Below are 26,146 nucleotides of genomic sequence, written 5' to 3' on the forward strand. Positions count from 1 at the left end.
GTGGAGCGGACAGGCGACGCCGAGGGCGCCGACGGCACGGACGAAGCCGCCGGCGACGCCGAGCTGCTCGACCGGCCGCTGCCCGAGGGTGTCCGGCGGAAGGTGGTCGCACTCGTCGCCGACGCCTTCGGCGATCTGACGGTCGCCGAACTCCCGCCGCAGCTGCGGCAGTATGCCCGCTTCACCCCCTCCCGTCGCGCCAAGTTCGCCGGAAACGCGATGGCCTCCGCCCTCGCGACCCATTCCCTGTTCCGGCAGCGCATCGCGGAACGCGTGCGGGAGACGCAGGCCGAGCTGGCCGAGGCCGTAGAAGCGGGCTCGCCGCCCGCCGCTGCCGACCCTCTCGACGTGGCGGCGGCGGCGTACGTCCTGCGGCCCGAGGGGTGGGTCAAGCTCGTCGCCGCCGCCGGCGAGGAGGTTCAGCGGGCCCGTGCGGAACGGATGGACGAAGAGGCGGCCCGTGAACTCCGCAAGCTGCGCAAGGAGTTGGCGGAGGCGCAGGGCGCCGCCCGCACCGAGGGTGAGCGGGCCCGGACCGAACTCGACGCTGCCCGCAAGGAGGCGGACGTCCTCCATCGCAAGCTGCGCAGCGCGGTGAGCGATGTGCGGCGCGGCGAGGCGGCGCTGCGCAAGCTCACCGCGGAGCTGGAGTCCGTCCGCAACGCCGCCGCGGTCGAGAAGGCTGCGGCCGACAGCGAGATGCGGCGCGTCAAGGCCCGGTTGGCCGAGACCGAGTCGGCGCTGGAGGCGAGCCGCCGGGCGGCGCGCGAGGGGCGGAGCGTCGAGGACATGCGGGTGCGGCTGCTCCTCGACACCGTGCTCGACGCTGCCCAGGGTCTGCGCCGTGAGCTGGCGCTCCCGCCGGCCGCCCAGCACCCTGCCGACCTGGTCGACGCCGTCGAGCCGGGACGCATGACGCCCAAGGACGTTGCGAGCCGTGCGCTTTCGGACACTGACCCCGCGCTGCTCGACCAATTGCTGGCGCTCCCGCAGGCACATTTGGTCGTCGACGGATACAACGTGACTAAAACGGGTTATCCGACCATGCCGTTGGAGAAGCAGCGGCTGCGGCTGCTCGGTGGCCTCGCGGTGCTCGCGGCGCAGACCGGAGCCGAGATGACCTGCGTGTTCGACGGCGCCGAACTGGCCGCGCCCGTGCTCCTGGCTCCGCCCCGCGGCGTCCGTGTGCTGTTCAGCCGGCCCGGGCAGACGGCGGACGAGCTGATCCGGCGGCTGGTGCGCGCGGAGCCCGCAGGACGTCCGGTGGTCGTGGTGTCGTCGGACCGTGAAGTGGCGGACGGTGTGGCGCGCGCCGGCGCGCGGCCCGTGGCATCCGCCTTGCTCCTCAAGCGACTTGCCCGGACCTGAGAGCGTGTCGAGATCCCGCGTCGCGGATCCGGCGGGGTCCCGAATGCGCTCCGGAATCAACGGAGCGTGAGAGCGCAGCCACTACCCGTACGAAATCGGTAAAGAAAACGCGACCTGACGGAGGATTTTCCCCACAGGATTTGAACCGATCAAGCGAAGGTTACTAAGGTCGACGTTCGAACCTTCGCGCGGTCGATAATCCATCCGGGATAGTCGGCGAAGGTACCGCCGAGTCCGCGGCTGAACGGCAGAGCTCCACGGGGGAGCCGAGTTGCGGAGCCGGGGTCGACAAGCCCCACTCACCCGGTAGGCGGCTGGAGGAAGAGGAGCTCGCCTTCGTGGCGTCCCACCGTCGACCCAAGCAGCCGAGCCGCACCCGCGTCACCGTTCTGACCGCGACCGCGGCGGCTGCCGTCGCCCTCACGTCCCAGGCTGCTCACGCCGACCCGAAGCCGACGAAGAAGGAAGTCAAGGCCAAGGTCGACAAGCTCTACGAAGAGGCCGAGGTTGCGACCGAGAAATACAACGGTGCAAAGGAGCGGCAGGCCGAGCTCCAGAAGCAGGTCGACGATCTCCGCGACAAGGTGGCGCGCGGCCAGGACGAGCTGAACCAGCTCCGCAACGGCCTCGGTTCGATGGCCACGGCGCAGTACCGTACCGGCGGCATCGACCCTTCGGTCCAGCTGCTGCTCTCCTCCAACCCCGACAACTACCTCGACCGGGCCTCCACGCTCGACCAGTTGAGCACGAAGCAGGCCGGCTCCCTCCGGAAGATCGCCGAGAAGCAGCGCATGCTCGCGCAGCAGCGCGCCGAGGCCGCCGGAAAGCTCGAGGACCTCGAGAGCACGCGCAAGGCGCTCGGCGAGAAGAAGGACGAGATCCAGGGCAGGCTCGCCAAGGCCCGGGACCTTCTCAACACCCTCACCGCCAAGGAGCGGGCCTCGCTCATGTCGGCCGGCGGTTCCACCAACGTGAACCTCGGCAGCGACGTGCCCGAGTCCCAGCGTGCGGGCGCCGCGCTGTCCGCCGCCAAGACCAAGATCGGTTCTCCCTACGTGTGGGGTGCCACCGGGCCGAGCTCGTTCGACTGCTCCGGACTGACCCAGTGGGCCTACAGCCAGGCCGGTGTGCAGCTCGACCGCACGTCCCAGGCCCAGGCGAACAACGGAAGCCGTGTCTCCCGGGCCCAGCTCAAGCCCGGTGATCTGGTGCTCTTCTACAGCGACCTGCACCACATAGGCCTCTACGCGGGTAATGGTCAGATCCTCCACGCCCCCAAGCCCGGTGCTGCGGTGCGCTACGAGTCGATCAACAACATGCCGTTCATGTTCGGCGTACGCATCTGACGGTCCCCCGCACAGCGCCCGATCGGGCGAATCGCGTCGGCCTCTGCTGACCTCACGCCCCGCCGGTGACCTGCACAACCGGCGGGGCGTCACTGTGCGTGCCCGGAAACAGCTTTTGGACGCCCCGCAGTCGCACGGCTACTGTCTGCCAGCGCGCGGCTCCCGTGAGCACATCCGCCCGTCCGGGCGGCGGGGCGGCGCAGTGGAAGGAGTGCGGCTTCCCGTGGCGTCCCATCGCCGTTCCACGCCGTCCGGTCCGGCCCGGACGACCCGGCTGACCGTTCTGTCCGCTGTGGCGGCCACGGCCGCGGCCCTGTCCGCCGCACCCGCGAAGGCCGAACCGCGCGACCGCTCCGGTGCCGCGGCCGAGGTGGAACGCCTCTACGCCCAGGCGGAGCGGGTCACCGAGAAGTTCAACGAGGCCGACGAACGCACCGACGCGCTGCGGGAGAGGGTCGAGCACCAACGGGGCCGGGTGGCCCGCAGCCAGGAGAAGATCAACCGGATGCGGGACGGCCTGGCCTCGCTGGCGGGCGCACAGTACCGCTCCGCCGGGATGGACCCGGCCCTCCAGCTCCTGCTGTCCTCCGACCCGGACAGCTACCTCGACAAGGCGGCCGTCCTACGACGCATCGGCAGCCAGCAGGTCGGACGGCTCCGTGCCCTCCAGCTGATGCAGCAGCGCCTGATGCAGCAGCGGGCCGAGGCCCTTGCGGAGATCGCCGAACTGGAGCGGAGTCACGCCGACGTCACCCGCTACCGGAAGGCCGTGGCGGCCAAGCTCGCCAAGGCGCGACGGCTGCTCAACTCCCTTCCCGAGGACGAGCGCGCGGCCTACCTCCGGTCCTCCCGCTCCGACTGGCGTACCGATCCGCTCTCGCTCGTCGGGGCGGCCGCTCCTTCCTCGTCCCGTGCCGCGGCAGCGGTCGCGGCGGCCCGGCGCGCGGTGGGCGCCCCGTACGTCTGGGGTGCCAGCGGGCCGGGCTCCTTCGACTGCTCCGGGCTCACACAGTGGGCCTACGCGCAGGCCGGGGTGGGGCTTCCGCGCACCTCGCAGGCGCAGCGGCACGCCGGCCGTCAGGTCCCGCTGGACCAGGCCAGGCCAGGCGACCTGGTCGTCTACCGCGACGATGCGAGCCACATCGGCATGTATGTCGGCAACGGACAGGTGGTTCATGCGCCGCACCCCGGGGCCAGGGTCCGCTACGACCCGGTCGCCATGATGCCGATCGCCTCCGTCACCCGGCCCTGACGGGCGGGGCCCGAAGCGTCCACGGGCCCGGTGCGCCCCGCCTCGCGCGGCCGGGGACGGGAGTGGTGGTGAGCGGCGGTACGGCCCCCCGTAGCATCATCCGGATGGAGGAGCGGAGAACCAGGCCGGGACTGGCACGGGTGCGGCAGCCGGTGCTGGCCCTCCTGCTCCTGATCGGCGCGCTCTGCGCGGGCTGCGGCCCGGCGGACTCGCCGCAGGACGAAGCCCGTGACATCCAACGGATGCTCGACCGGCGCGCCGCCGCTGTGCTGCGCCACGACGCCGACGGTTTCCTGGCGGTGGTCGACCGCTCGGCCACCGGCTACCGCGCGGAGCAGCGCAGGGTGATCGGCAACCTCTCCGGGGTCCCGCTGCGCAGTTGGCGCTACCGGCTGCTGGACACCGGCCGGTTCGTCCCGGCCGCCGGGGACGGCAAGCGGGTCGCCGCGGACGTCCGGCTCGCCTTCCGGCTGGGCGAGCACCGTCCCGCCGCGCACCGCCAGGGAAGGGCCGAGGCCCCCCTGACCGTCGTGCAGCGACTGACGCTCACCGAGCGGGCCGGCCGCTGGTACGTCGCCGCCGAGGACCGGTCGGAGACGGGTGGCCGGCGCAGCGTCCAGCAACTGTGGGACCAGGGGCCGATCACGGCGGTCAGCGGCCGCCGCAGCCTGGTCCTGGGGGTGGGACGCGATCCGGGTGCCCTGAGGGTGATGGCGCGCCGGGCCGACCGTGCGGTGGACGAGATCTCCGAGGTGTGGCCCCGCGGCTGGGACCGGCATGTGGTGGTGCTCGTGCCGCGCACCCAGGAGGAGATGGCCGCGCTGCTCGGCCGCCCGGCCCCGGCCGTCCGGGACATCGCGGCGGTCACCACGGGGGAGGCAGGCCGGGTGGGGGCGGACCGGTCGGGGCAGGTCGTCGTCAACCCGGAGGCGTACGCGAGCCTGGGGGACTTCGGACGGCAGGTCGTCCTCACCCACGAGACCGCCCATGTGGCGACTCGCCCGAGCACCTCGTCCGCCACGCCGATGTGGCTGTCCGAGGGCTTTGCCGACTGGGCCGGTTACCGCACCGCCCGACGCCCGGCCGAACGGATCGCTCCCGGTCTCGCCCGCCGGATCGCAGCGGGGCAGGCGATCGGAGGGCTCCCAGGGGACGAGGAGTTCGGCTTCGACGGCGACTCCGGCAGCCGGGCGTCGGCCTACGAACGCGGCTGGCTGGCCTGCAGGATGATCGCCGACCACTGGGGGGAGCGGCGGCTGACCGGCTTCTACCGGGCGATGGGCTCGGCAACCACGGGACGGGGCGCGGCGGATCACGTCCTGCGCAGCGAACTCGGCTTGAGCCGGGCGGAGTTCACCGCTCGCTGGCGCCGGTTCGCGGCGCACGAGCTGGGCTGAGGGGCCCGGCTCGTGCGCCGTGGTCAGGCGGCTGCCGATGCCCGCTGTCCGTGCACGGCCGTCCGCCACAGACCCCGGCAGGCGAGGAGCGTTGCGGCGACGAGCAGGCCGTTGCGCACCGCGATGAGGGTGATGCCGAGGGCGTCACTGGCGACGACGTGCGCGAACCAGACCGGGAACTCCAGGAGCGTGACCCCGGTCGCGACCACGACGAGCAGGGCGGGAAGGCGCTGGCAGGTGCTGCGCGTCGTCATGCACACTGCGGCGATCCCGATCAGCCACGCCATGTACTGCGGGCTGATCACCCGGCTCGTGACGGTGAAGAGCAGTACGGCCGTGAACGCCGCGTCGGCGACCGTCGCGGACGTCCAGGTGCGGGCCCGCAGCCGCCACAGCAGTATCCAGCCCAGGGCCAGGCACGTCAGCACGAGCGCGATCCGGCTCACCACGGAGACGTACGGGCCGAGGAACTCCACCGAGCCGTAGTTCAGCAGGACCTGGCCGTCCCAGCCGGTGTGGCGGGCGACGTGGAAGACCAGCGAGCCGAGTGACTCGACCTCCGTACCGCGGTCGCGCTGGAAGGTCAGGAAGGCGAGGGCGCCGGGCATCGTCACGGCGAAGGCAGCCGTGGCGAGGAGGGCTGCGGCCGTCGCCGCGGCCCACGCCCGCCGGGTGGGGCGGCCCGGCGCGAATCCGGCCAGCAGCAGGGCGGGCCACACCTTGAGCAGGGCGCCGACGGCGGTGAGCGCGCCCGCAGTTGCCGGATGCCGGGCGGCCGTCAGCAGCGCGGCGACGGCGACCGCGGTCACCATCAGGTCGTAACGGGCGTACGCGGTGGGGCCGAGGAGCGCCACCCCGGCAATCCACACCCAGGCCCCGGAGAGCCGGCGCCCGGGCCGACGGCCCACGGTGATCAGCAGCACCAGGACCACCGCGTCCGCCGCGAACGCGAGCAGGAAGAACGCGGAGGCGTAGTCGAGGAACGGCAGCAGGGCCGGGGACAGCACCGCGAGCGCGGCCAGCGGCGGGTACTGCCAGGACACGTCGTCGAGGGGGAAGGCACCCGTGAGCAGGACGCCGTACCAGCGCTGGTAGATCACCGAGATGTCGCTGGTCACGTCCGGGCCGGGCAGCGTCACCAGCTTGAAGACCAGCAGCAGGAGCAGGGAGCGGGTCACCGCCCAGACCACGATCGCGGTCCGGGGGCCGGGCGGCGCGGAAGCCGATCCTCGCGGTTCGGGGCGACGCCCCTCGCCGGCCCGGTCGCGGATGTCCGTGCCTGCCATGTCGTCCTCGTTCACATCGCCCCCGGTGGTCCCCAGCATTCTGCACGACACGGGGAGGGGTACTGTCGGCGGCGATGGACAAGACCCTGATCGTCACCAACGACTTCCCGCCCCGGCCCGGCGGCATCCAGGCGTTCCTGCACTCCATGGCCCTGCGTCTGGATCCGGCCGAGGTGGTGGTCTACGCCTCCACCTGGAACGGCGGGCAGGACGGCGAAGTCGCCGCCTTCGACGCCGAGCAGCCCTTCCCCGTCGTCCGTGACCGGACGACGATGCTGCTGCCCACCCCGCGGGTCGCCCGCCGCGCCGCCGGCCTGCTGCGCGAACACGGCTGCACGTCCGTCTGGTTCGGTGCCGCGGCGCCGCTGGGCCTGATGGCGCCGACGCTGCGGAAGGCCGGGGCACGCCGCCTGGTGGCCACGACGCACGGACACGAGGCGGGCTGGGCCCAGCTCCCCGGGGCCCGGCAGCTGCTCCGGCGGATCGGGGAGGGCACCGACACCATCACCTACCTCGGCGAGTACACGCGCTCGCGGATCGCCACCGCCCTCACCCCGCGGACCGCGGAACGGATGGTCCAACTCCCGCCCGGTGTCGACGAGAAGACGTTCCACCCGGAGTCGGGGGGTGACGAGGTCAGGGCGCGCCTGGGGCTGTCCGACCGTCCTGTCGTGGTGTGCGTCTCGCGGCTCGTCGCGCGCAAGGGCCAGGACACGCTGATCCGTGCGATGCCGCGGATCCTGGCGGCCGAACCCGGGACCGTCCTGCTCGTCGTCGGTGGCGGGCCCCACCGCCGGGAGCTGGAGAAGCTGGCCGCTCAGCTGGGGGTGGCCGACTCCGTGCGCTTCACCGGAGCCGTTCCCTGGGAGGAACTGCCCGCCCACTACGGTGCGGGCGACGTGTTCGCCATGCCGTGCCGGACCCGCCGGGGCGGGCTTGACGTCGAGGGGCTGGGCATCGTCTACCTGGAGGCGTCCGCCACCGGTCTGCCCGTCGTGGCGGGAGATTCCGGCGGCGCCCCGGACGCGGTGCTCGACGGCGAGACGGGCTGGGTGGTGCCCGGCGGGTCGGCCCAGGACGCGGCCGAACGCATTGTCACGCTGCTCGGTGACCCGGCACTGCGGAGGCGGATGGGCGAGCGTGGCCGGGCGTGGGTGGAGGACCGCTGGCGCTGGGACCTGATCGCGGAACGTCTGCGCGAACTCCTCTGACCGTTCCTGATCAGTGAGCAGGGGTGAGTCCTGGACTCGGGCCTGGTCAACCGGCGCATCCCGAACCCCTACCGGGGGCACGGGAACACGGCTGAGGGGCCGTACCGGGAGGGTGCTCCCGGTACGGCCCCTCAGCCGGGCCAGGGGTGCGGTCAGGCGCTGTAGATGGCCTCGATCTCGTCCGCGAACTCCTTGGTCACGACGCCCCGCTTCAGCTTCAGCGAGGGGGTGATGTGCCCGGCCTCCTCGGTGAACTGGGTCGGCAGGATACGGAACTTGCGCACCGACTCGGCCTTGGAGACCGCAGCGTTGCCCTCGTCCACCGCCTGCTGGATCGCGGCCAGCAGATCGGGGTCGGTGCGCAGTTCGGCGACCGTCGCACCGGCCGGCTTGCCGTGGTCCTCGGCCCAGCGGGGCAGGAACTCCTCGTCGAGCGTGATCAGCGCGCCGATGAACGGACGGGCGTCGCCGACCACCATGCACTCGGCGACCAGGGCGTGGGCCCGGATCCGGTCCTCGATCACTGCGGGGGCGACGTTCTTGCCGCCGGCGGTGACGATGATCTCCTTCTTGCGGCCGGTGATCGCGAGGTAGCCGTCCTCGTCGAGCGTGCCGATGTCACCGGTGTGGAACCAGCCGTCGGACAGCGCGTCGGCGGTGGCGGTCTCGTTGTTCCAGTAGCCGGTGAAGATGTGCTCGCCGTGGAGCAGGACCTCGCCGTCGTCGGCGATGCGCACCACGGAACCCGGCAGGGGCTGGCCCACCGTGCCGATCTTCTGGCGGTCCCACGGGTTGAACGCGGTCGCGGCGCAGGACTCGGTGAGGCCGTAGCCCTCGAGGACGCTGAAGCCGATGCCGCGGTAGAAGTGGCCGAGCCGCTCGCCGAGGGCCGCGCCGCCGGAGATGGCGTGGGTGGCCCGCCCGCCCAGGACGGCCCGCAGCTTGCTGTACACGAGCCGGTCGAAGACCCGGTGTTTGAACCGCAGGCCGATCGACGGTCCGGCGGGGTTGTCGAGGGCGCGGCTGTACGCGATCGCGGTGTCCGCGGCCTTGTCGAAGATCTTGCCCTTGCCCTCGGCCTGGGCCTTGGCCCGCGCCGAGTTGTAGACCTTCTCGAAGACGCGGGGCACGCCGAGGATCATGGTGGGCCGGAAGGCGGCGAGCTCGTCGGTGAGGTTCTTGATGTCGGCGACGTGCCCGAGCTTGATCGGGGCGAGGACGGACGCGACCTCCACCAGACGCCCGAAGACGTGCGCGACGGGAAGGAAAAGCAGCACGGACGAATCCCCCACCTGGAACAGCGGGCCCATGCGCTCGACCACGTTGCCGCATTCGGCGAAGAAGTTCCGATGCGTCAGGACGCAGCCCTTGGGGCGACCGGTGGTGCCGGAGGTGTACACGATGGTGGCGGGGGAATCGGCCTTGGCATGAGCACTGCGCCGGTCGACCTCGGCCTCGGACACGTCCGAGCCGTCGTGACGCAGCTGCTCGACGGCGCCCCGGCCGGCCGGTCCGCCCTCGATCCGCCACACGTGCTTGAGGTGCGGCAGCCCGTGCCGGACGGATTCCACCGCGAACTCGTGAGCGTCGGTCTCCACGAAGCACGCGACCGCGCCGGCGTCGCCGAGGATCCAGGCGATCTGCTCCGGCGAGCTGGTCTCGTACACGGGGACGGTCACCGCACCGGCGCTCCACACCGCGAAGTCGAAGAGCGTCCACTCGTACCGGGTGCGCGACAGCAGGCCGACCCGGTCGCCGGGCTGCACGCCGGCGGCGATCAGGCCCTTCGCGGCCTCGCGTACCTCGGTGAGGAAGGCGGCCGCAGTCACGTCCTCCCAACGCCCGTTCCGTTTGCGTCCGATGACCGCGACGTCGGGATGCTGGGCGGCATTGCGCCGGATGAGGTCCGTCAGATTGCCGTCGGCGGGAACCTCGTACAGGGCCGGAAGGCTGAACTCGCGCAAAACTGCTGCTCCTCGTCGGACGCCGGCGGCGTTACGGTGCTCCGGCGTGCTGGGCCGGCTGTCAGTCCATGATCATGCAAGGGACGCCACCGGACGTTACCCGCGGGTAGAAGGTTCCCGATAGTGGTGCAGGGCAGTTGTTCGATGCGTCACATGTCCGGGGGTGCACAGCGAAGACTAGTCCACCCGGGTGTCGACCCCCAAGTAAGCGCAGGTGGGCGCCGTTCCCGTAGCGGCCCCGGCGGCGTAGGGTCGGCGCATGCGAGTCCATGTGGTCAGCGACGTGCACGGCAACAGCGAGGACCTCGCGCGGGCGGGCAACGGGGCCGACGCACTGCTGTGCCTCGGCGACCTCGTCCTGTTCCTCGATTACGCCGACCATTCGCGCGGCATCTTCCCCGACCTCTTCGGGCGGGAGAACGCCGACCGCATCGTGGAACTCCGCACCGCCCGCCGCTTCGCCGAGGCGCGTGAGTTCGCCGCCCGGCTCTGGGCGGGAGTCGACCGCGGCAGCGCCATCGAGGCCGCCGTGCGCAAGCAGTACGCCCAGATGTTCGCCGCGTTCCCGGACCGCACGTACGCCACCTACGGAAACGTCGACATGCCCCAGTTGTGGGCGGAATACGCCCGCCCCGGCACCCGCGTCCTGGACGGCGAGCGGGTGGAGCTCGGCGGCCTGGTGTTCGGGTTCGTCGGCGGGGGACTGCGCACCCCGATGCGCACCCCCTACGAGATCGACGACGAAACGTACGCCGCCAAGGTCGAGGCGCTCGGTGAGGTCGACGTCCTCTGCTCGCACATACCGCCCGAGGTGCCGGAGCTCTGCTACGACACCGTGGCCCGCCGGTTCGAACGCGGCAGCTCCGCACTGCTCGGCGCGATCCGCCGCACCCGCCCGCGCTACGCCCTGTTCGGACATGTCCACCAACCCCTGGCCCAGCGGATGCGGATCGGCGTCACCGAGTGCGTGAACGTCGGTCACTTCGCGTCCTCGGGCGCGCCCTGGGCCCTGGAGTGGTGACACACGGTCCGGCGGCCCGGGCGCTCATCTGCGCACGATAGCCTTCAGCAGCAGGCAGTCCAGGCAGCGGCCGGACAGCGACCGGTCCGCGCAGTCCCGGGGGTGTCCCCGGAACCCAGGAGGATCCACGGCGATGGCAGAACACACCAGTTCGAGCATCACGATCGAGGCGTCACCGGCCGAGGTCATGGCCGTCATCGCCGACTTCGAGCGCTACCCCGAGTGGACCGGGGAGGTCAAGGAGACCGAGATCGTCGCCCGAAACGCCCAGGGCCGGGCCGAACAGGTGAGGCTGCTCCTCGATGCCGGCGCCATCCGGGACGACCACACCCTCGCCTACACCTGGACCGGCGAGAACGAGGTCAGCTGGACCCTCGTCAAGTCCCAGATGCTCCGCGAGCTCGACGGTTCGTACGTCCTGGAGTCCCTCGCCGCGGGCGACCGCACCGAGGTCACCTACCAGCTGACCGTGGACGTCAAGATCCCCATGCTCGGCATGATCAAGCGCAAGGCCGAGAAGGTCATCATCGACCGGGCACTTTCCGGGCTGAAGAAGCGGGTCGAGAGCGGCGCCGCCGGAGCGGGCGGCCAGGTCTGAACGCGGTCCGCGGTGTGCGCACGGTCCTCGTCACCGGCGGGGGAGGGGCCGGGCGTACCACGACCGCTGCGGTGACAGCGCTCGCACACTCCCGGCGCGGCCTGCGCACGCTGCTGCTCACCACCGACACCGACGGCCCGCTCGAGGCACTCCTCGGCTGTCGGCCGTCCGGCCCCGGCGGACTGCCCGCCGCCCGCCGGGCGGGAACACGGGAACCCCGCAGTCCCTGGACGCCTCCCGTCGAAGCCGCCCCCGGACTCTGGGCCGCGCAACTCGACGCGGGCGCGTGCTTCCGCGACGGTTTCCTCGCCCTCCAGGAGAGCTGCCGTTCCGCCCTCGACCTGCTCGGCTCGACCCCTCTCGCCCACGACGAACTGACCGAACTGCCCGGATCGCGGGCGCTCGCCGTCCTCCGGGCCCTGCGCCTGCTGCACACGGCGCCGGACACTCCCCTCCAGGACGCGTGCCCGTCGGCCCCGCCGTGGGACCTCGTCGTGGTCGACATGCCGCCGACGCCGGAGACGATCGCGCTGCTGGCCCTGCCCGAACAGCTGCGGCGCTACCTGCGGCGGCTGCTGCCCGCCGAACGACAGGCCGCCCGGGCGCTGCGCCCCCTGCTCGCGCAGCTCGTCGGAGTGGCCATGCCCGCCGAGTCGCTGTACGGAACCGCCGCGCGCATCGAGACCGAACTGGCCGCCGCCCAGGCAGCGGTGGAGGCAGTCGGCACCACCGTGCGGCTCGTCGTCGACCCCGGCCCGAGCGCGGACCTTGCGGTGCGCAGTGCGCGGGCCGGTCTGGCGCTCCACGGCCACCGGCTCGACGCGGTCGTCGCGAACCGGCTGTTGCCCGCTGACTCGCCGGATCCCTGGCTCGCCGCTCTGTCCGGACAGCAACGGGCCGCGCTCGGGGAACACCGGCGCGCGGCGCGGGACGGCGGCTTCGCCCTGCACGAACTGCCGCACCTCGGGCGTGACCCGCGCGGCCGGGACGACCTCGCCGAGCTGGCCTGCCGGGCGGTCCTCCCCGTCCACCCGGAGGGGCCCCGCGGACCCCGCGAGGACGGCCGCGCGGGCCCGGCGGACCGGCAGGTGGAGGACCGGCTAGCACAGGACGGCGTCCTGGTGTGGCGTCTGCCCCTGCCCGGAGCGGACCGGAACGGTCTCGGACTGGTGCGGCACGGCGACGAACTCGTGGTCACCACCGGCCCCTTCCGGCGCGTCCTGCCGTTGCCGTCCGCCCTGCGCCGCTGCACGGTCTCCGGTGCCGGCCTGCACGCCGAGGTCCTGGAGGTCAGGTTCACCCCCGACACCGCCCTGTGGCCCGGCGGGCCGCCCGGGGAGGAGCGGTCCGCCGGGCCGCAGGAGTGACGGGGGCCGCCCGCCCGGGGCGGACCGGAGAACCACCGACATGCCCCGGCGCAGGTGCGCATCCAAGGTACGGTCGAGACATCGTCCCGTACTCCCAGGAGCCCGCCATGAGCGATGCCACCGAGCGCCCGGAAGCCGACCGCAACCGGGCGGACGCCGATGCCTGGGCGCAGGCATGCGCGGAGGATCTCGCCGCCGAGAAGCAGCGCCGACGCCGCCGCGAAGGTGCGGAACCCGGCAGCCCGGCCGAGGAACTGCGCCGGCTGGCGGACGCCGTCGCCGACCGGATCGGCGCTCTGCGGACCCCGTACGGCATGGCCGCGCAGGAGGCCGTGCAGCAACTGGTCACCCAGGCCAGGGCGGCCGTCGAACCGGTCGTGGAACGCAACCCGGAGGTCTTCGGGCACCTGGCCGCCGCGGGTTCCGAACTGCTCGCCGCCTACCGCGCCGCCGTCGAGGGCCAGGAGCGCCGCTGGACGCGCGGCACGCCTGCCGACGGCACCGACCGCGGCGACGACGGCCCCCCGGGCACCGAGCGGATCGATCTCGACTGACGGGCCCCGGCGATACCCGGGAGCCCGGCCGCCGGACGGCTGCCTGGTTGACGGCGCCCCGTACCTCCTCCGGTACGGTTGGCCACGGCGGGGTTCGACCGAAAACTGAGGGACACATGGGACTCACCATCGGCGTCGACATCGGCGGGACGAAGATCGCGGCGGGCGTGGTCGACGAAGAGGGCTCGATTCTCGAGACGAGCAAGGTCGCGACTCCGAACACGCCGGAAGGGGTCGTGGACGCCATCGCCGACGCGGTGCGCACGGTCAGCACCGGTCACCAGGTCGAGGCGGTCGGCATCGGTGCCGCCGGATACGTGGACGACAAACGGGCCACGGTGCTCTTCGCCCCCAACATCAACTGGCGGCACGAGGCGCTGAAGGACAAGGTCGAGCAGCGCGTCGACCTGCCCGTCGTGGTCGAGAACGACGCGAACGCGGCCGCCTGGGGCGAGTACCGCTTCGGCGCGGGCCAGGGCCACGAGGACGTCATCTGCATCACCCTCGGAACCGGCCTCGGGGGCGGCATCATCATCGGCAACAAGCTCCGCCGCGGACGCTTCGGCGTCGCAGGGGAGTTCGGCCACATCCGGGTGGTGCCGGACGGACTGCTGTGCGGCTGCGGAAGCCAGGGCTGCTGGGAGCAGTACGCCTCCGGGCGCGCTCTCCTGCGCTACGCCCGGCAGCGTGCGGTGGCCACGCCCGACGCCGCCGGGATCCTGCTGGGGCTGGGCGACGGCACCGCCGAGGGCATCGAGGGCCGGCACGTCAGCGAGGCGGCCCGGCAGGGCGACAAGGTGGCCGTCGACTCCTTCCGGGAGCTGGCCCGTTGGGCCGGGTCCGGGCTGGCCGACCTGGCCTCGCTGTTCGACCCGTCGGCATTCATCGTGGGCGGCGGCGTCTCCGACGAGGGTGACCTGGTCCTCGACCCGATCCGCAAGTCGTTCCGCCGCTGGCTCGTCGGCGGGCAGTACCGGCCGCACGCCCAGGTTCTCGCCGCACGACTCGGCGGGAAGGCGGGGCTGGTCGGCGCGGCCGACCTGGCCCGGCAGGGCTGATCCGGCAGGGTGGGAACGGCAGCCGGAAGCGGCCGCCGAACCGGCGCAGGCGGACGAGAGGACGCGGCAGTGCTCCAGGACCTGGACGAGTCCCGTACCGAGTCCGACGGGGCGGCTGTGATCCGCGTTCTCAGCTACAACATCCGCTCGATGCGCGACGATCGGGAGGCGCTGGCCCGGGTGATCCGGGCCTGCGCCACCGATCTCGTCTGTGTCCAGGAGGCGCCGCGCTTCTTCCGCTGGCGCAAGCACGCGGCATGGCTGGCGGCGGCCTCGGATCTGGTGGTTCTCAGCGGCGGGGCCACCGCCGCCGGGCCGTTGCTGCTCTGCTCGCTGCGGGCCCGTGTCGAGCACACCGAAGACGTGCTGCTGCCCCGCACCCCCGGACTGCACCAGCGCGGATTCGCCACCGCCGTCGTCCGCTTCGGCAAGGCGCGACTGGGGGTGGTGAGCTGCCATCTGAGCCTCAGCGCCCGGGAGCGCGACGCGCAGGCGAGGCTGTTGCTCGAACGGCTCGAGGCGATGGACGTCCGCCACGCCGTGGCCGCCGGCGATCTCAACGAGCGCCCCGACGGCCGGGCCTTCAAGCGGCTGACCCGGCAGCTCCGGGACGGCTGGGCGGTCCGGCCCTGGGGCGGGGAGTTCACGTCCACACCGCGGCGCCCGCACCAGCGCATCGACGCCGTCCTCACCACTGCGGGCATCGAGGTACTGGGATGTGGTGTTCCGGCGGGCCTGCCCGGGGTCACCGACGCGGACCTCTCCGCGGCCTCCGATCATCTGCCGGTGCTCGCGGCGCTGCGGGTGCCGGCCACCGGCTGACCCCGCCCGGACCGGGCCGGACCCGGGCCGCGCGCGTCGGTCCGACGTGACCGGCGCCGGAGCGGCGACTCACACGACCGCGCCGCGGCCGGGATCGTCGTAGTCGTCCCCGTCGTCGTCGTTCATGCGGGCGACCAGGGTGGCGAAGCCCCCGAGGAAGCCGCCGATGCCGAGGGTGAGGATCCACCACGTCATGTCCCACTGCAGCACCACCGTGAGGAGGAGCAGCAGCGGGCCGCCCAGTACCGCGAGCCAGGCGAACTTCGTCGTGGTGTCGACCTCGGGAAGGGGCGGGGGCTCGGGCGGCACGAAGTGGTCGTCGTCACCGCCCGGCGGCTCCGGCGTGCTCCAGTCCCGGGGACCGATGCCCACCGGGTGAACGGTGATGCCGGAACCGAGGGGCCGGTTCACGGGGGCGACAGGGCCGGACCCGGCGGCACTGCCCGGCGTGTCGGGCGTGCCCGGAGTGTCCGCCGTTCCGGAAGCGGTGCCGGTCGGCCCGCCGGCCGCGCGGTGTGCCGGACCGTCTCCGGCGCCCTCGGAGAGGGGGGCCCGGCCGGCCCCGTCCTCACCGCCGTCCGGAGCCTCCTCGTCGTAGCCCGCCACGATCGCGGCCCACGCCGCATCCTCGTCGACGGGCTCGGGGCCGTCCCCCCGGCCGGGGCCGGTGCCGCGCTCAGCCACCGCTCGCCGTGCCCTTCGCACCGTCCGCCGCCGCGGCCTCCGGGGCCAGGCGCACGACGAATTCGTAGCTGTCCCGGAAGATCCGCTCGGCGTCGTGGTCGAGGGTCGCGACGTGGTAGCTGCGCTCCAGCAGCGTTTCCGTCACGTCCTGGGAGGAGACGCGGCTCAGGACGCGCGTCGAGTCGGCCGGGGGCACCACGTGGTCCTGCGGACTGTGCAGCAGCAGCAACGGCTGTGTCACCTGGGGCAGATCGCCGTCGACCATCCGGAAGAACCGGCGCAGCGAATGCGCGGCGTGCAGCGGCACCCGGTCGTAGCCCGTCTCGCGAACGCCCTCCTTGGCGATGTCGCTCGCCACCCCCTTGGTGCTGCGCACCAGGTGCCGGGCGACCGGCAGCGCGTGTGCCGCCGGCCCGTGGACCCTGATCGCCGGATTGACGACGACCACACCGCTCACCGACCGCCCGTGCTTCGCCGCGAGCCGCAGTGCGAGGGCGCCGCCCATGGACAGGCCGAAGACGAACACGGTGCCGCAGCGCTCCCGGAGGGCGCGCAGTTCCCGGTCGACTTCCGCGTACCAGTCCTGCCAGCCCGTGAGCTGCATGTCCTCCCAGCGCGTGCCGTGTCCGGGCAGCAGGGGCAGGGCCACCGTCAGCCCGCGTTCCGCGAGATAATCGGCCCAGGGGCGCAGCGACTGCGGGCAACCGGTGAAGCCGTGGCAGAGGAGTACACCGACGTCCCCACCGTCGTGGCGGAACGGCTCGGCCCCGGGAAGGAGCAGCACCAGACGCCTCCTGTTCGTCTCGTCCGGGCGGGGCCCGGTGGTTCGGATCACGGGCGCGCCGTGGGATCGGGTTCACCGTACGCGAACCGGAGATGGCCGACCAGGTTCCGGAAGCGGCCTCGGGGGCGCTCCCGCGGCGCCCGCACGTTATGGTCTGTGATCGACACAGGAGGTCCTCGGTTGTTCTACGGCGCAATGAAACTGTCCATCGGCGGGACGTTGAAGCTTGCCTTTCGTCCGTGGGTGGAGGGGCTGGAGAACATCCCCAAGGAAGGGCCCGCGATCCTCGCGAGCAACCACCTGTCCTTCTCGGATTCGTTCTTCTTCCCCGCGGTGCTCGACCGGAAGGTCACCTTCATCGCCAAGGCGGAGTACTTCACCTCGCCGGGTGTCAAGGGCAAGTTGACGGCTGCCTTCTTCAAGGGCGTCGGGCAGCTGCCGGTCGACCGGTCGGGTGGCCGGGGTGCCGGCGAGGCGGCGGTCAGGAGCGGCATCCAGGTGCTCGAGCGCGGTGAGCTCTTCGGCATCTACCCGGAGGGGACGCGGTCGCCCGACGGCCGGCTCTACCGCGGCAAGCCCGGAGGACTGGCCCGCGTCGCGCTGGCCACCGGGGCCCCGGTGATTCCCGTGGCGATGATCGACACGGAGAAGGTCCAGCCGCCCGGCAAGCTGGTGCCCAATCTCGTCCGGCCCGGCATCCGTATCGGCAAGCCCCTCGACTTCAGCCGCTACCACGGCATGGACGGGGACCGGTTCATTCTGCGTTCGGTGACCGACGAGGTCATGTACGAGATCATGAAGCTCTCCGGCCAGGAGTACGTCGACATCTACGCGACCGTGGCCAAGAAGCAGATCGCCGAGGCGGCCAAGCAGAAGGCCGAGGAGGAGAAAGCGGCCGACAAGGCATCCGGGAAGTCCGCGGGCTCCGGCAGGTTCCGGAAGCGGGGCGGTTCCGGAACCTGAGAGCCCGTGAGGGGCACGGGAGTCGGTGGGGGAGATGGCCAGGGGCGGCGCGGTGATGAGGATGTCGGTCGAGCAGCCGTTGTGGCGAGCGCTGACCGTCTACCGGGTACTGACCCTCTGCTACGCGATCGCGCTGTACGTCTACGCGTTCCGCGGCTATGCGCACCCGCTCGGCGCCGGGGCCTACCTGGGGGCGCTCACGGTGTGGGTGGGGCTCACGGTCCGGAAGGTGTCCTCCGCCGAGCGTTGCACCCGGCGGTTCCTGGTCGCGGATCTGACGTTCGCCCTCGTCGGCATCCTGCTGACACCTGTCGTCGACACGGCCGAGCGCATCGCTGCGGGCAGCCCCACGCTGCCGTCGATCTGGACCGCCGGGGCCGTGCTCGGCTTCGCCGTCAAGGGCGGCTGGCGCTGGGCCGCGGTGACCTCGGCGATGGTCGGCGCCGCGAACTTCGCCGCGATCCGGGGATTCACCCAGGACTCCGTGCACAACGTGCTGCTGGTCTGGGTGGCGAGCGTGGCGATCGGGTACGTCGTCGAGGTGGCGCGGGTCAGTGAACACACCCTCGCCCGCGCCCTGCGGATCGAGGCGGCCACCCGGGAACGCGAGCGGCTCGCCCGCGACATCCACGACAGCGTTCTCCAGGTCCTCGCCATGGTGCAGCGGCGCGGGAGCGCGATCGGCGGTGAGGCCGCCGATCTCGGCCGGATGGCCGGTGAGCAGGAGGCGGCGCTGCGTGCGCTGGTCTCCGGCGGACTCGTCCCGGCTGCCGGGAGCGAGGACGGCGAGCACTCCGGCCTGACGCCGGCGGTCGCGGCACACCTCCCGGCACGGCCGGTCCGACGGGCACGGCCGGATCGCGGCCGGAAGACCGGGGCAGGGGCGGCCGGCCGGACGGAACCCGCTGCCGAACCGTGCGACCTGCGAGCCCTGCTGGCGGCCTACGCCGGCGCCGGGGTGTCCTTCGCGGAACCGGGCACGCCGGTGCTGCTGACCGCGGGCGCCGCCGCCGAACTTGCGGCGGCCGTCGGTGCCGCCCTCGACAATGTGCGCCTGCACGCGGGCGAAGGAGCACAGGCGTGGATTCTGGTCGAGGACGAGCCGGACGCGGTGATCGTGACGGTTCGGGACGACGGCCCCGGAATCCCGGACGGTCGGCTGGCCGATGCCGAACGGGAGGGGCGGCTGGGTGTCGCCCTCTCGATCCGGGGACGTCTGCGGGAGCTGGGCGGCGGCGCGGAACTGCTGTCCGTCCCGGGGCAGGGCACCGAAGTCGAAATGAAGGTTCCCCGGGTGAGCGAGGCAGGGCCATGAACGAACAGAACCCGCAGCACAAGGCCGTGAAGGTGATGGTGGTCGACGATCATCCGATGTGGCGGGACGCCGTCGCCCGCGACCTCGCCGCGGCCGGATTCGACGTGGTGGCGACCGCCGGCGACGGCCCGCAGGCGGTGCGCCGGGCCCGGGCCGCGTCCCCCGATGTGCTTGTCCTCGACCTCAACCTGCCCGGCCTGCCCGGTGTCCAGGTCTGCAAGGAGCTGGTCGGCTCGGATCCGGCGCTGCGGGTGCTGGTGCTGTCCGCGAGCGGGGAACACGCGGACGTCCTGGAGGCCGTCAAGTCCGGTGCCACCGGATACCTGCTGAAGTCTGCCGCCCCCGAGGAACTGCTCGACGCGGTGAGCCGGACCGCCGTCGGGGACCCGGTGTTCACGCCCGGCCTGGCCGGGCTGGTGCTCGGCGAGTACCGCCGGCTGGCGGCCGCCTCGGGCGCCGCGGAACCCGAGACGTCCGATGCGCCGCGCCTCACCGAGCGGGAGACGGAGGTGCTGCGCCTGGTGGCCAAGGGGCTGTCCTACAAGCAGATCGCCGAGCGGCTGGTCATCTCGCACCGGACAGTGCAGAACCACGTGCAGAACACCCTGGGCAAGCTCCAGCTGCACAACCGGGTGGAGCTGGTCCGGTACGCCATCGAGCGCGGCCTCGACGAGGACTGAGCCGGGGGCGAGCGCCCGCCCGTCCGGGTGAGGAGAACCGGCAACATCCTCGTCCGGCACCGGCTGCAACCCCCTTCCCTCCTGTGACGTGCGCCACCATGGTGGACGGACCGGGACCGTCCCGTTGCGAGGAAGGGGAAGTGCCATGCGCGTCGGAGTGCTGACCGGTGGTGGCGACTGCCCGGGGCTCAACGCCGTGATCCGCGCCGCTGTCCGCAAAGGCGTCCAGGAGTACGGCTACGGGTTCACCGGCTTCCGCGACGGCTGGCGGGGCCTTCTCGAGGGGCGCGCCGTGCCGCTCGGCATTCCCGAGGTGCGCGGAATCCTGCCGCGCGGCGGAACCGTCCTCGGCTCGTCCCGCACCAACCCCTTCACGGCAGACGACGGCGTCCGGCGGATCAAGGACAACCTCGCCAAGGCCGAGATCGACGCGCTGATCGCGATCGGCGGGGAGGACACGCTCGGTGTCGCCGCCCGGCTCTGCGACGAGTTCGGCATCAAGTGCGTCGGCGTCCCCAAGACCATCGACAACGACCTGTCGGCCACGGACTACACGTTCGGCTTCGACACCGCGGTCAACATCGCCACCGAGGCCATCGACCGGCTGCACACCACCGCCGAGTCGCACATGCGGGTGCTCGTCGTCGAGGTGATGGGGCGTCATGCGGGATGGATCGCCCTGCACTCCGGCCTGGCCGGCGGGGCCAACGTCATCCTGATCCCCGAGCAGCGCTTCGACGTGGACGAGGTGTGCGCGTGGATCGAATCCCGGTTCCGGGTCCGGTACGCCCCGATCGTCGTGGTGGCCGAAGGAGCCATGCCCCGGGAGGGCGGCATGGTGCTCAAGGACGGCTCGCACGACGCGTTCGGGCACGTCCGGCTCTCCGGCGTCGGCGAATGGCTCGCCAAGGAGATCGAGAACCGAACCGGGAACGAGGCGCGGACCACGGTACTGGGACACATCCAGCGCGGCGGCACCCCGAGCGCCTTCGACCGCTGGCTCGCCACCCGGTTCGGGCTGCACGCCGTGGATGCCGTGCACGACGGCGACTTCGGCTCGATGGTGGCCCTGCGCGGCACGGACATCGTGCGGGTGCCGATCGCGGAGGCGACCGCCCGGCTCAAGACGGTCGACCCGGCGCTGTACGCGGAGGCCGGGGTCTTCTTCGGGTGACGGCGGATCCGGACCGCCCGGACGCGTCGCCGCTGTCCCTCCGCTGCGCTCGGACCAGCGCTCAGCTCAGACCAGGACGCCCGCCAGGAGGTCCGCCGTGAGCGCGGACCCGTTCAGGGTCAGCACCGACTCAGGGTGGAACTGCACGCCCGCGAACCCCGGACCGCGCAGGGCGTGCACGTCGCCCGTCACCGGATCGCGGCCGAGTTCCACCCGGTGCATGGCGAGTTCGGCTTCGGCCTTCGCGTCGCAGCGGGCCGTGAACGTGTTGTAGAAGCCGACGGTCTCGTCCCGCCCGAAGAAGTCCACCGTCTCCTGGGCCCCCTGGAACGGGACGTCCTTGCGCACGATCTCCAGCCCCATCTCGGCGGCGATCAGCTCGTGCCCCAGGCACACCCCGAGCAGCCCGTGCCGGTGCTCCCGGACCAGTCCGGCGGCCAGATAACGCAGGAACCGCATCTTCGGGTCGGCGGTGTCCCGCGGGTCACCGGGCCCGGGGCCGAGCACCACCGGACCGGGGTGCGCCGCTGCGGCGTCGTGCAGCCCCGGCTCGTCGTGGCGCCGCACCGTCACCTCGGGGCCGGACGAGCGGATCAGGTGGGCGAGCATCGCCGTGAAGGTGTCCTCGGCATCGATCACCAGGACGTGCCCGGCCATGGCCGCCGTGCGGACCTGCGCGTCCGCCTCGGTCCGCATCCGCAGCCAGAACGGCGCGAGACCGGCGCGGCGGGCGTCCAGTGCGGCCCGCACCCGCGGGTCGTCCGCGAGCCGGGGCGGCACTCCGTCCCCGGGCCCTGCCGGTGCGGGCCGCACACCGAGGGCGGACAGCACACCCGCGGCCTTGGCGTGGGTTTCGGCCACTTCGCCGCGGGGGTCCGAGTGGCGTACGAGGGTGGCGCCCACGGGGAGCCTGAGCCGACCGGCGGCGTCGATGTCCGCGGTCCGGATCAGGATCGGGGAGTCCAGGGTCTGCGACCCCGTGGCGTCGCGTCCGATGAGGGCCAGTGCCCCCGCGTAGTAACCGCGCCCGCCCGGCTCGTACCGCCGGATCACCCGGCAGGCGTTCTGCACCGGTGAGCCGGTGACCGTCGCGGCGAACATCGTCTCCTTCAGCACCTCCCGCACGTCGAGGGAGCTGCGGCCGCGCAGTTCGTACTCGGTGTGGGCGAGGTGGGCCATCTCCTTGAGCCGCGGGCCGATGACGATGCCTCCCATGTCGCCCACGGTGCACATCATCTTGAGCTCCTCGTCCACGACCATCGACAGCTCCTCCACCTCCTTGGGGTCGTGCAGGAAGGCGAGCAGCCCCTCGGTGGTGGGCCCCGCGTCCGGGTAGCTGTAGGTGCCGCTGATGGGATTCATCACGACCGTGCCGCCGGACATGCGTACGTGCACCTCGGGGCCGGCCCCGACCAACGTCCGCTCACCGGTGTGCACCACGAACGTCCAGTAAGCGCCGCGCTCGCCGGTCAGCAGGTGCCGGAACAGGGCGAGCGCGTCCGCGCGACGAAAGCCAGGCAGCACCCCCTCGTAGGTGCGCCGGATCACGAAGTTGGCGCCCTCGCCGCGCCCGATCTCGTCCTCGAGCACCCGCCGGACGGTCGATGCGTACGCGTCGTCGTCCACGTCGAACCGGCCGTCCTCGACGTTCACCCGGTGCGACGGGAGGGCCTCGAGCAGCCCGGCCGACGGCAGTTCGTGCGTCTCGTCGGGGAACAGGACGCTCAGTGGCGTTCCGTCGTCCGTGGCTTCGAAGCCCCGCTCGCGGATCTGCCGGAACGGGACGAGGACGAGGGCGTCGGTGGCCGGTGCGCCGGTCGCGCCCTTCGGAAGCGGGATGGCATCCAGCCGCTCGACGTCCCGGACCGGGCCGACGAGGACCTCGACGGTCCCGGCGCCGGCCCGGCCCGGGGTGCTTCGGTGGAGGAGGGCGAACGGGGGGCAGTCGTCCGCGGCCAGCCGCTCGACGAGCGTGGCGGGATCAAGCTGCATGACGGTTCCTTCCGGAGCTGCGGATCGGAGGAACGGCCGGTGAAACGGAAGAAGGCCGCCCCTCGGGCGGCCTTCGCGTCGCTGTGGGTACGCGCAGTCAGCGGGCCGCCGGGAAAGCGGTCCACCACCAGGTGCGGGTCGTCTGCGCGTACATGGCGAGAACCTTAGCGTACGGATTCCGGACACGGTGACCGATGGGTGGCTTCCGTGTCTCAATCCGTGGGCAGCGGGTCGGGCCCCGGGGGTGACCACGTAGTGTGGGTTCCGTGACCGTGAACGCTGAATCCCGAGCCGGTGGCAACACCTGGCGAGACCTGCCCGCGGCGCAGCAGCCCGAGTGGCCCGACACCGAGGCTCTGCGCGACGTGATCGCGGACCTCGAGTCGTATCCTCCGCTCGTCTTCGCGGGCGAGTGCGACCAGTTGCGTGCCCGCCTGGGAGCCGTCGCCAAGGGCGAGGCGTTCCTGCTGCAGGGCGGCGACTGCGCCGAGGCGTTCGACGCCGTCGGGGCCGACCAGATCCGCAACAAGCTCAAGACGCTGCTCCAGATGGGGGCGGTGCTGACCTACGCCGGTTCCGTGCCGGTCGTGAAGGTCGGCCGGATCGCAGGCCAGTACAGCAAGCCGCGTTCGAAGTCCACCGAGACCCGCGACGGCGTGACCCTGCCGACCTATCGCGGCGACTCCGTCAACGGCTTCGAGTTCACCGCCGAGGCCCGCCGTCCGGACCCGGAGCGGCTGAAGCGGATGTACCACGCGTCCTCGGCCACCCTGAACCTCGTCCGTGCCTTCACCACGGGTGGATACGCCGATCTGCGCCAGGTCCACGCCTGGAACCAGGACTTCGTGAAGTCCTCGCCCTCCGGTCAGCGCTACGAGGCGCTGGCGCGCGAGATCGACCGGGCGCTGAACTTCATGAACGCCTGCGGGGTCGACCCGGAGGAGTTCAAGACGGTCGAGTTCTTCGCCTCCCACGAGGCGCTGGTCCTGGACTACGAGTCCGCGCTGACCCGCACGGACTCGCGTACCGGCGACCTGTACGACGTCTCGGGGCACATGCTCTGGATCGGTGAGCGCACCCGCCAAGTGGACGGCGCGCACGTCGAATTCGCGTCCCGGGTCCGGAACCCGATCGGTGTGAAGCTCGGTCCGACGACCACGCCCGAGGAGGCGCTGACCCTCGTCGACCGGCTCGACCCGGACCGTGAACCCGGCCGTCTGACGTTCATCACGCGCATGGGTGCGGACAAGGTGCGCGACCGCCTGCCGACGCTGGTGGAGAAGGTGACGGCCTCGGGCGCCCAGGTGGCGTGGGTGTGCGACCCGATGCACGGCAACACCTTCGAGGCGGCCTCCGGCCACAAGACGCGGCGCTTCGACGACGTGCTCGACGAGGTCAAGGGCTTCTTCGAGGTGCACAAGAGCCTCGGAACCCACCCCGGCGGCATCCACGTGGAGCTGACCGGCGACGACGTCACCGAGTGCGTCGGCGGCGGCCACGAGATCTTCGTGGACGATCTGCACCAGCGTTACGAGACGGCCTGCGACCCCCGCCTCAACCGGAGCCAGTCCCTGGACCTGGCGTTCCTCGTGGCGGAGATGTACCGCGGCCAGTAGCACCCGCGAGTGAGCCTGTGGGGCACGGATCACACCGATCCGTGCCCCACAGGATTGTTGCGGTACGGGTGGTACAGGTAAGGTAAGGGTTGCCTCACTGATCAGCGGGGCGAACGACCTCGAGCCCGACCGACCCGTTGACGGGGGTGAACCGCATGTACATCTGCTCGTGCTTCGGCATCACGGAGGAGCAGGTGCGCGAACATGCGGACACCGGGGCTTGCACGCCCCGGCAGATCGCCTCCGCCTGCAAAGCCGGCACCGACTGCGGCTCGTGCGTGCGCCGGATCCAGACGCTGCTGGGGCGCGGACCGAACCAGCGGCACCAGGACGTGCTCGTCGCCGGGCTGCCCGTCGGCGCCGAACGGGCCCCCTTCGCCGTCGAAGCCGCCTGACCGCACCCGCCCCCGCCGCTCCGTCCGTCCGTCAGCTGTCCGGCTGTTCCACGAGCTGGGCGATGTAGAGCGGTTCGCCGAGCTTCTCGATGAGGTCGAGCTGGGTCTCGAGATAGTCGATGTGGTGTTCCTCGTCGGCCAGGATGCTCTCGAAGATGTTGGCGGACGTGATGTCGCCCTTGGCCCGCATGATCTCGATGCCGCGCCTGAGGCGGTCGATGGCCTCGAGCTCCACCTGGCGGTCCGCCTGGAACATCTCGGTGACGGTCTGGCCCACGCGCACATGGAACAGCCGCTGGTAGTTCGGGAGGGCGTCGAGGAGCAGGATGCGGTCGGTCAGCACCTCCGCGTGCTTCATCTCGTCGAACGACTCCGCCCGCGTGTACTTCGCGAGTTTCGGCCAGCCGAAGTTCTCCTGCATCTTGGAGTGCAGGAAGTACTGGTTGATCGCGGTGAGCTCGGCCGTCAGCTGCTCGTTGAGGAACTCGATGACCTCGGGATCGCCCTGCATCGCAGCGGCTCCTTCCGGATAAAGCCAAGAAAACGGGCGTATGTGCGCATACTCGCACCGCCCGGCATCCGCTTCCAGTAAGTGCGTGCTAACCGCGCCCGGGGTCTGCCGGCCGTGCCCTGGTGACGACCACACCGCGGGGTCTGTCACCATGGAGCCATGGCGCAGCCGGAGAACCGCGAAGGGGCACAGCAGGACCTCCCTCCCGGTCAGAGGCTCCAGCGCGGCTGGCCGGTCACCCACTACGGTCCGGTGCCCAAGTTCAAGGCCGACCGGTGGGAGTTCAGGGTCTTCGGTGCCACCGCCGACGGTGACAAGCACTGCTGGAACCACGAGGATTTCTCGGCCCTGCCGTACACCACGGTCGTCGCCGACCTCCACTGCGTCACGAAGTTCAGCATGCTGGGGGCCGAATGGGGTGGTGTCGCCGCGGCCACCGTCCTGGAGCTCGCACCGCCGGCGCCCGACGTGACCCATGTGATGGTGTGGGCCGAATACGGTTTCAGCTCGAACCTGCGCCTCTCCGATTTCGCCTCCGGGCGGACCGTCTTCGCCACCCACAAGGACGGGGAACTCCTCACCGCCGAACACGGCTTCCCGGTGCGGCTGATCGTGCCGCACCTGTACGCGTGGAAGGGGCCCAAGTGGGTCCGCGGCGTGGAGTACATGACCGCCGACCGCCGCGGCTTCTGGGAGGAGCGGGGCTACCACAACATCGGCGATCCGTGGAAGGAACAGCGCTACTCCTACCAGGAGGAGCCGGGGGACGGGCCGGAGCTGTAGGTTCA

The 26,146-nt window shown here is 71.9% G+C and carries 25 protein-coding genes; 18 read left to right on the forward strand and 7 right to left on the reverse strand.

Annotation, left to right across the window (positions count from 1 at the left end; all coding sequences use genetic code 11):
- From M1E25_RS03380 to M1E25_RS03395, 4 genes are all read left to right on the forward strand, one after another.
- Entirely contained in the window at nucleotides 1-1,368 is a 1,368-nt protein-coding gene (locus tag M1E25_RS03380) for an NYN domain-containing protein (protein ID WP_251409661.1), read from the forward strand.
- 338 nt (nucleotides 1,369-1,706) lie between these two features.
- A complete protein-coding gene (locus tag M1E25_RS03385) occupies nucleotides 1,707-2,714 on the forward strand; it encodes a C40 family peptidase (RefSeq protein WP_251409270.1) in 1,008 nt (335 codons plus the stop codon).
- A 223-nt stretch (nucleotides 2,715-2,937) separates the two neighbouring features.
- On the forward strand, nucleotides 2,938-3,966 hold the full coding sequence (locus M1E25_RS03390) for a C40 family peptidase (protein ID WP_251409274.1): 1,029 nt from the start codon (nucleotides 2,938-2,940) through the stop codon (nucleotides 3,964-3,966).
- A gap of 104 nt (nucleotides 3,967-4,070) precedes the next feature.
- Entirely contained in the window at nucleotides 4,071-5,363 is a 1,293-nt protein-coding gene (locus M1E25_RS03395) for a gluzincin family metallopeptidase (protein ID WP_251409277.1), read from the forward strand.
- Between the two features lie 23 nt (nucleotides 5,364-5,386).
- Here the strand turns inward: M1E25_RS03395 and M1E25_RS03400 are convergent, their stop codons facing one another.
- The gene (locus tag M1E25_RS03400) at nucleotides 5,387-6,649 is read right to left on the reverse strand and encodes a glycosyltransferase 87 family protein (protein WP_251409280.1); all 1,263 of its coding nucleotides are present in this window, start codon (nucleotides 6,647-6,649) and stop codon (nucleotides 5,387-5,389) included.
- A gap of 74 nt (nucleotides 6,650-6,723) precedes the next feature.
- On the opposite strand from M1E25_RS03400, the gene M1E25_RS03405 reads away from it, so the two are divergent.
- Nucleotides 6,724-7,860: a glycosyltransferase family 4 protein gene (locus M1E25_RS03405; protein ID WP_251409283.1), complete on the forward strand. Its 1,137-nt coding sequence runs from the start codon at nucleotides 6,724-6,726 to the stop codon at nucleotides 7,858-7,860.
- Between the two features lie 152 nt (nucleotides 7,861-8,012).
- Here M1E25_RS03405 and M1E25_RS03410 read toward each other — a convergent pair whose 3' ends face one another.
- Complete coding sequence (locus M1E25_RS03410; protein WP_251409286.1) at nucleotides 8,013-9,824, reverse strand: AMP-dependent synthetase/ligase; 1,812 nt, start codon at nucleotides 9,822-9,824, stop codon at nucleotides 8,013-8,015.
- A gap of 259 nt (nucleotides 9,825-10,083) precedes the next feature.
- Here M1E25_RS03410 and M1E25_RS03415 point away from each other — a divergent pair, with 259 nt between their 5' ends.
- From M1E25_RS03415 to M1E25_RS03440, 6 genes are all read left to right on the forward strand, one after another.
- Nucleotides 10,084-10,845, forward strand: coding sequence for a metallophosphoesterase family protein (locus M1E25_RS03415; protein ID WP_251409290.1), 762 nt, complete (start codon nucleotides 10,084-10,086; stop codon nucleotides 10,843-10,845).
- Between the two features lie 133 nt (nucleotides 10,846-10,978).
- Nucleotides 10,979-11,443: an SRPBCC family protein gene (locus M1E25_RS03420; protein WP_251409293.1), complete on the forward strand. Its 465-nt coding sequence runs from the start codon at nucleotides 10,979-10,981 to the stop codon at nucleotides 11,441-11,443.
- A 14-nt stretch (nucleotides 11,444-11,457) separates the two neighbouring features.
- Entirely contained in the window at nucleotides 11,458-12,810 is a 1,353-nt protein-coding gene (locus M1E25_RS03425) for an ArsA family ATPase (protein WP_251409296.1), read from the forward strand.
- A gap of 107 nt (nucleotides 12,811-12,917) precedes the next feature.
- On the forward strand, nucleotides 12,918-13,364 hold the full coding sequence (locus M1E25_RS03430) for a DUF5304 domain-containing protein (RefSeq protein WP_251409299.1): 447 nt from the start codon (nucleotides 12,918-12,920) through the stop codon (nucleotides 13,362-13,364).
- 116 nt (nucleotides 13,365-13,480) lie between these two features.
- Entirely contained in the window at nucleotides 13,481-14,422 is a 942-nt protein-coding gene (locus M1E25_RS03435) for an ROK family glucokinase (protein WP_251409302.1), read from the forward strand.
- A 69-nt stretch (nucleotides 14,423-14,491) separates the two neighbouring features.
- Nucleotides 14,492-15,244 carry an endonuclease/exonuclease/phosphatase family protein gene (locus tag M1E25_RS03440; protein WP_251409307.1) on the forward strand — a complete coding sequence of 251 codons (753 nt, stop codon included), beginning with the start codon at nucleotides 14,492-14,494 and terminating at the stop codon, nucleotides 15,242-15,244.
- Between the two features lie 69 nt (nucleotides 15,245-15,313).
- Here M1E25_RS03440 and M1E25_RS03445 read toward each other — a convergent pair whose 3' ends face one another.
- Together M1E25_RS03445 and M1E25_RS03450 are read right to left on the reverse strand one after the other, a co-directional pair.
- Entirely contained in the window at nucleotides 15,314-15,928 is a 615-nt protein-coding gene (locus M1E25_RS03445) for a hypothetical protein (RefSeq protein WP_251409309.1), read from the reverse strand.
- A complete protein-coding gene (locus tag M1E25_RS03450) occupies nucleotides 15,921-16,712 on the reverse strand; it encodes an alpha/beta hydrolase (protein WP_251409312.1) in 792 nt (263 codons plus the stop codon). Before M1E25_RS03450 ends, M1E25_RS03445 begins: the two co-directional genes overlap by 8 nt.
- A gap of 180 nt (nucleotides 16,713-16,892) precedes the next feature.
- On the opposite strand from M1E25_RS03450, the gene M1E25_RS03455 reads away from it, so the two are divergent.
- The 4 genes from M1E25_RS03455 (at nucleotide 16,893) to M1E25_RS03470 (ending at nucleotide 20,844) form a co-directional block, all read left to right on the forward strand.
- Nucleotides 16,893-17,675 (forward strand): lysophospholipid acyltransferase family protein, encoded by a 783-nt coding sequence (locus M1E25_RS03455; RefSeq protein WP_251409314.1) that lies wholly within the window; start codon nucleotides 16,893-16,895, stop codon nucleotides 17,673-17,675.
- Between the two features lie 34 nt (nucleotides 17,676-17,709).
- The gene (macS, locus tag M1E25_RS03460) at nucleotides 17,710-18,990 is read left to right on the forward strand and encodes a MacS family sensor histidine kinase (protein ID WP_251409317.1); all 1,281 of its coding nucleotides are present in this window, start codon (nucleotides 17,710-17,712) and stop codon (nucleotides 18,988-18,990) included.
- Nucleotides 18,987-19,670 (forward strand): response regulator, encoded by a 684-nt coding sequence (locus M1E25_RS03465; protein ID WP_251409319.1) that lies wholly within the window; start codon nucleotides 18,987-18,989, stop codon nucleotides 19,668-19,670. Before macS ends, M1E25_RS03465 begins: the two co-directional genes overlap by 4 nt.
- Before the next feature lie 145 nt (nucleotides 19,671-19,815).
- On the forward strand, nucleotides 19,816-20,844 hold the full coding sequence (locus tag M1E25_RS03470; RefSeq protein WP_251409322.1) for a 6-phosphofructokinase: 1,029 nt from the start codon (nucleotides 19,816-19,818) through the stop codon (nucleotides 20,842-20,844).
- A gap of 66 nt (nucleotides 20,845-20,910) precedes the next feature.
- Here M1E25_RS03470 and M1E25_RS03475 read toward each other — a convergent pair whose 3' ends face one another.
- Nucleotides 20,911-22,836, reverse strand: a complete 1,926-nt coding sequence (locus M1E25_RS03475; RefSeq protein WP_251409324.1) for an anthranilate synthase family protein — start codon at nucleotides 22,834-22,836, stop codon at nucleotides 20,911-20,913.
- Between the two features lie 97 nt (nucleotides 22,837-22,933).
- Nucleotides 22,934-22,990 carry a trp operon leader peptide gene (locus M1E25_RS26025; RefSeq protein WP_505016598.1) on the reverse strand — a complete coding sequence of 19 codons (57 nt, stop codon included), beginning with the start codon at nucleotides 22,988-22,990 and terminating at the stop codon, nucleotides 22,934-22,936.
- A 112-nt stretch (nucleotides 22,991-23,102) separates the two neighbouring features.
- Here M1E25_RS26025 and M1E25_RS03480 point away from each other — a divergent pair, with 112 nt between their 5' ends.
- Together M1E25_RS03480 and M1E25_RS03485 are read left to right on the forward strand one after the other, a co-directional pair.
- Complete coding sequence (locus M1E25_RS03480) at nucleotides 23,103-24,452, forward strand: class II 3-deoxy-7-phosphoheptulonate synthase (protein WP_251409327.1); 1,350 nt, start codon at nucleotides 23,103-23,105, stop codon at nucleotides 24,450-24,452.
- 146 nt (nucleotides 24,453-24,598) lie between these two features.
- Nucleotides 24,599-24,847: a (2Fe-2S)-binding protein gene (locus M1E25_RS03485; protein ID WP_308290384.1), complete on the forward strand. Its 249-nt coding sequence runs from the start codon at nucleotides 24,599-24,601 to the stop codon at nucleotides 24,845-24,847.
- A 31-nt stretch (nucleotides 24,848-24,878) separates the two neighbouring features.
- On the opposite strand, the gene bfr is transcribed toward M1E25_RS03485, so the two are convergent.
- Complete coding sequence (bfr, locus tag M1E25_RS03490; RefSeq protein WP_251409333.1) at nucleotides 24,879-25,358, reverse strand: bacterioferritin; 480 nt, start codon at nucleotides 25,356-25,358, stop codon at nucleotides 24,879-24,881.
- A gap of 159 nt (nucleotides 25,359-25,517) precedes the next feature.
- Here bfr and M1E25_RS03495 point away from each other — a divergent pair, with 159 nt between their 5' ends.
- Entirely contained in the window at nucleotides 25,518-26,141 is a 624-nt protein-coding gene (locus M1E25_RS03495) for a sulfite oxidase-like oxidoreductase (protein ID WP_251409337.1), read from the forward strand.
- Nucleotides 26,142-26,146: the final 5 nt, after the last annotated feature.

Source organism: Streptomyces meridianus (assembly GCF_023703325.1).
Lineage (GTDB): Bacteria > Actinomycetota > Actinomycetes > Streptomycetales > Streptomycetaceae > Streptomyces > Streptomyces meridianus.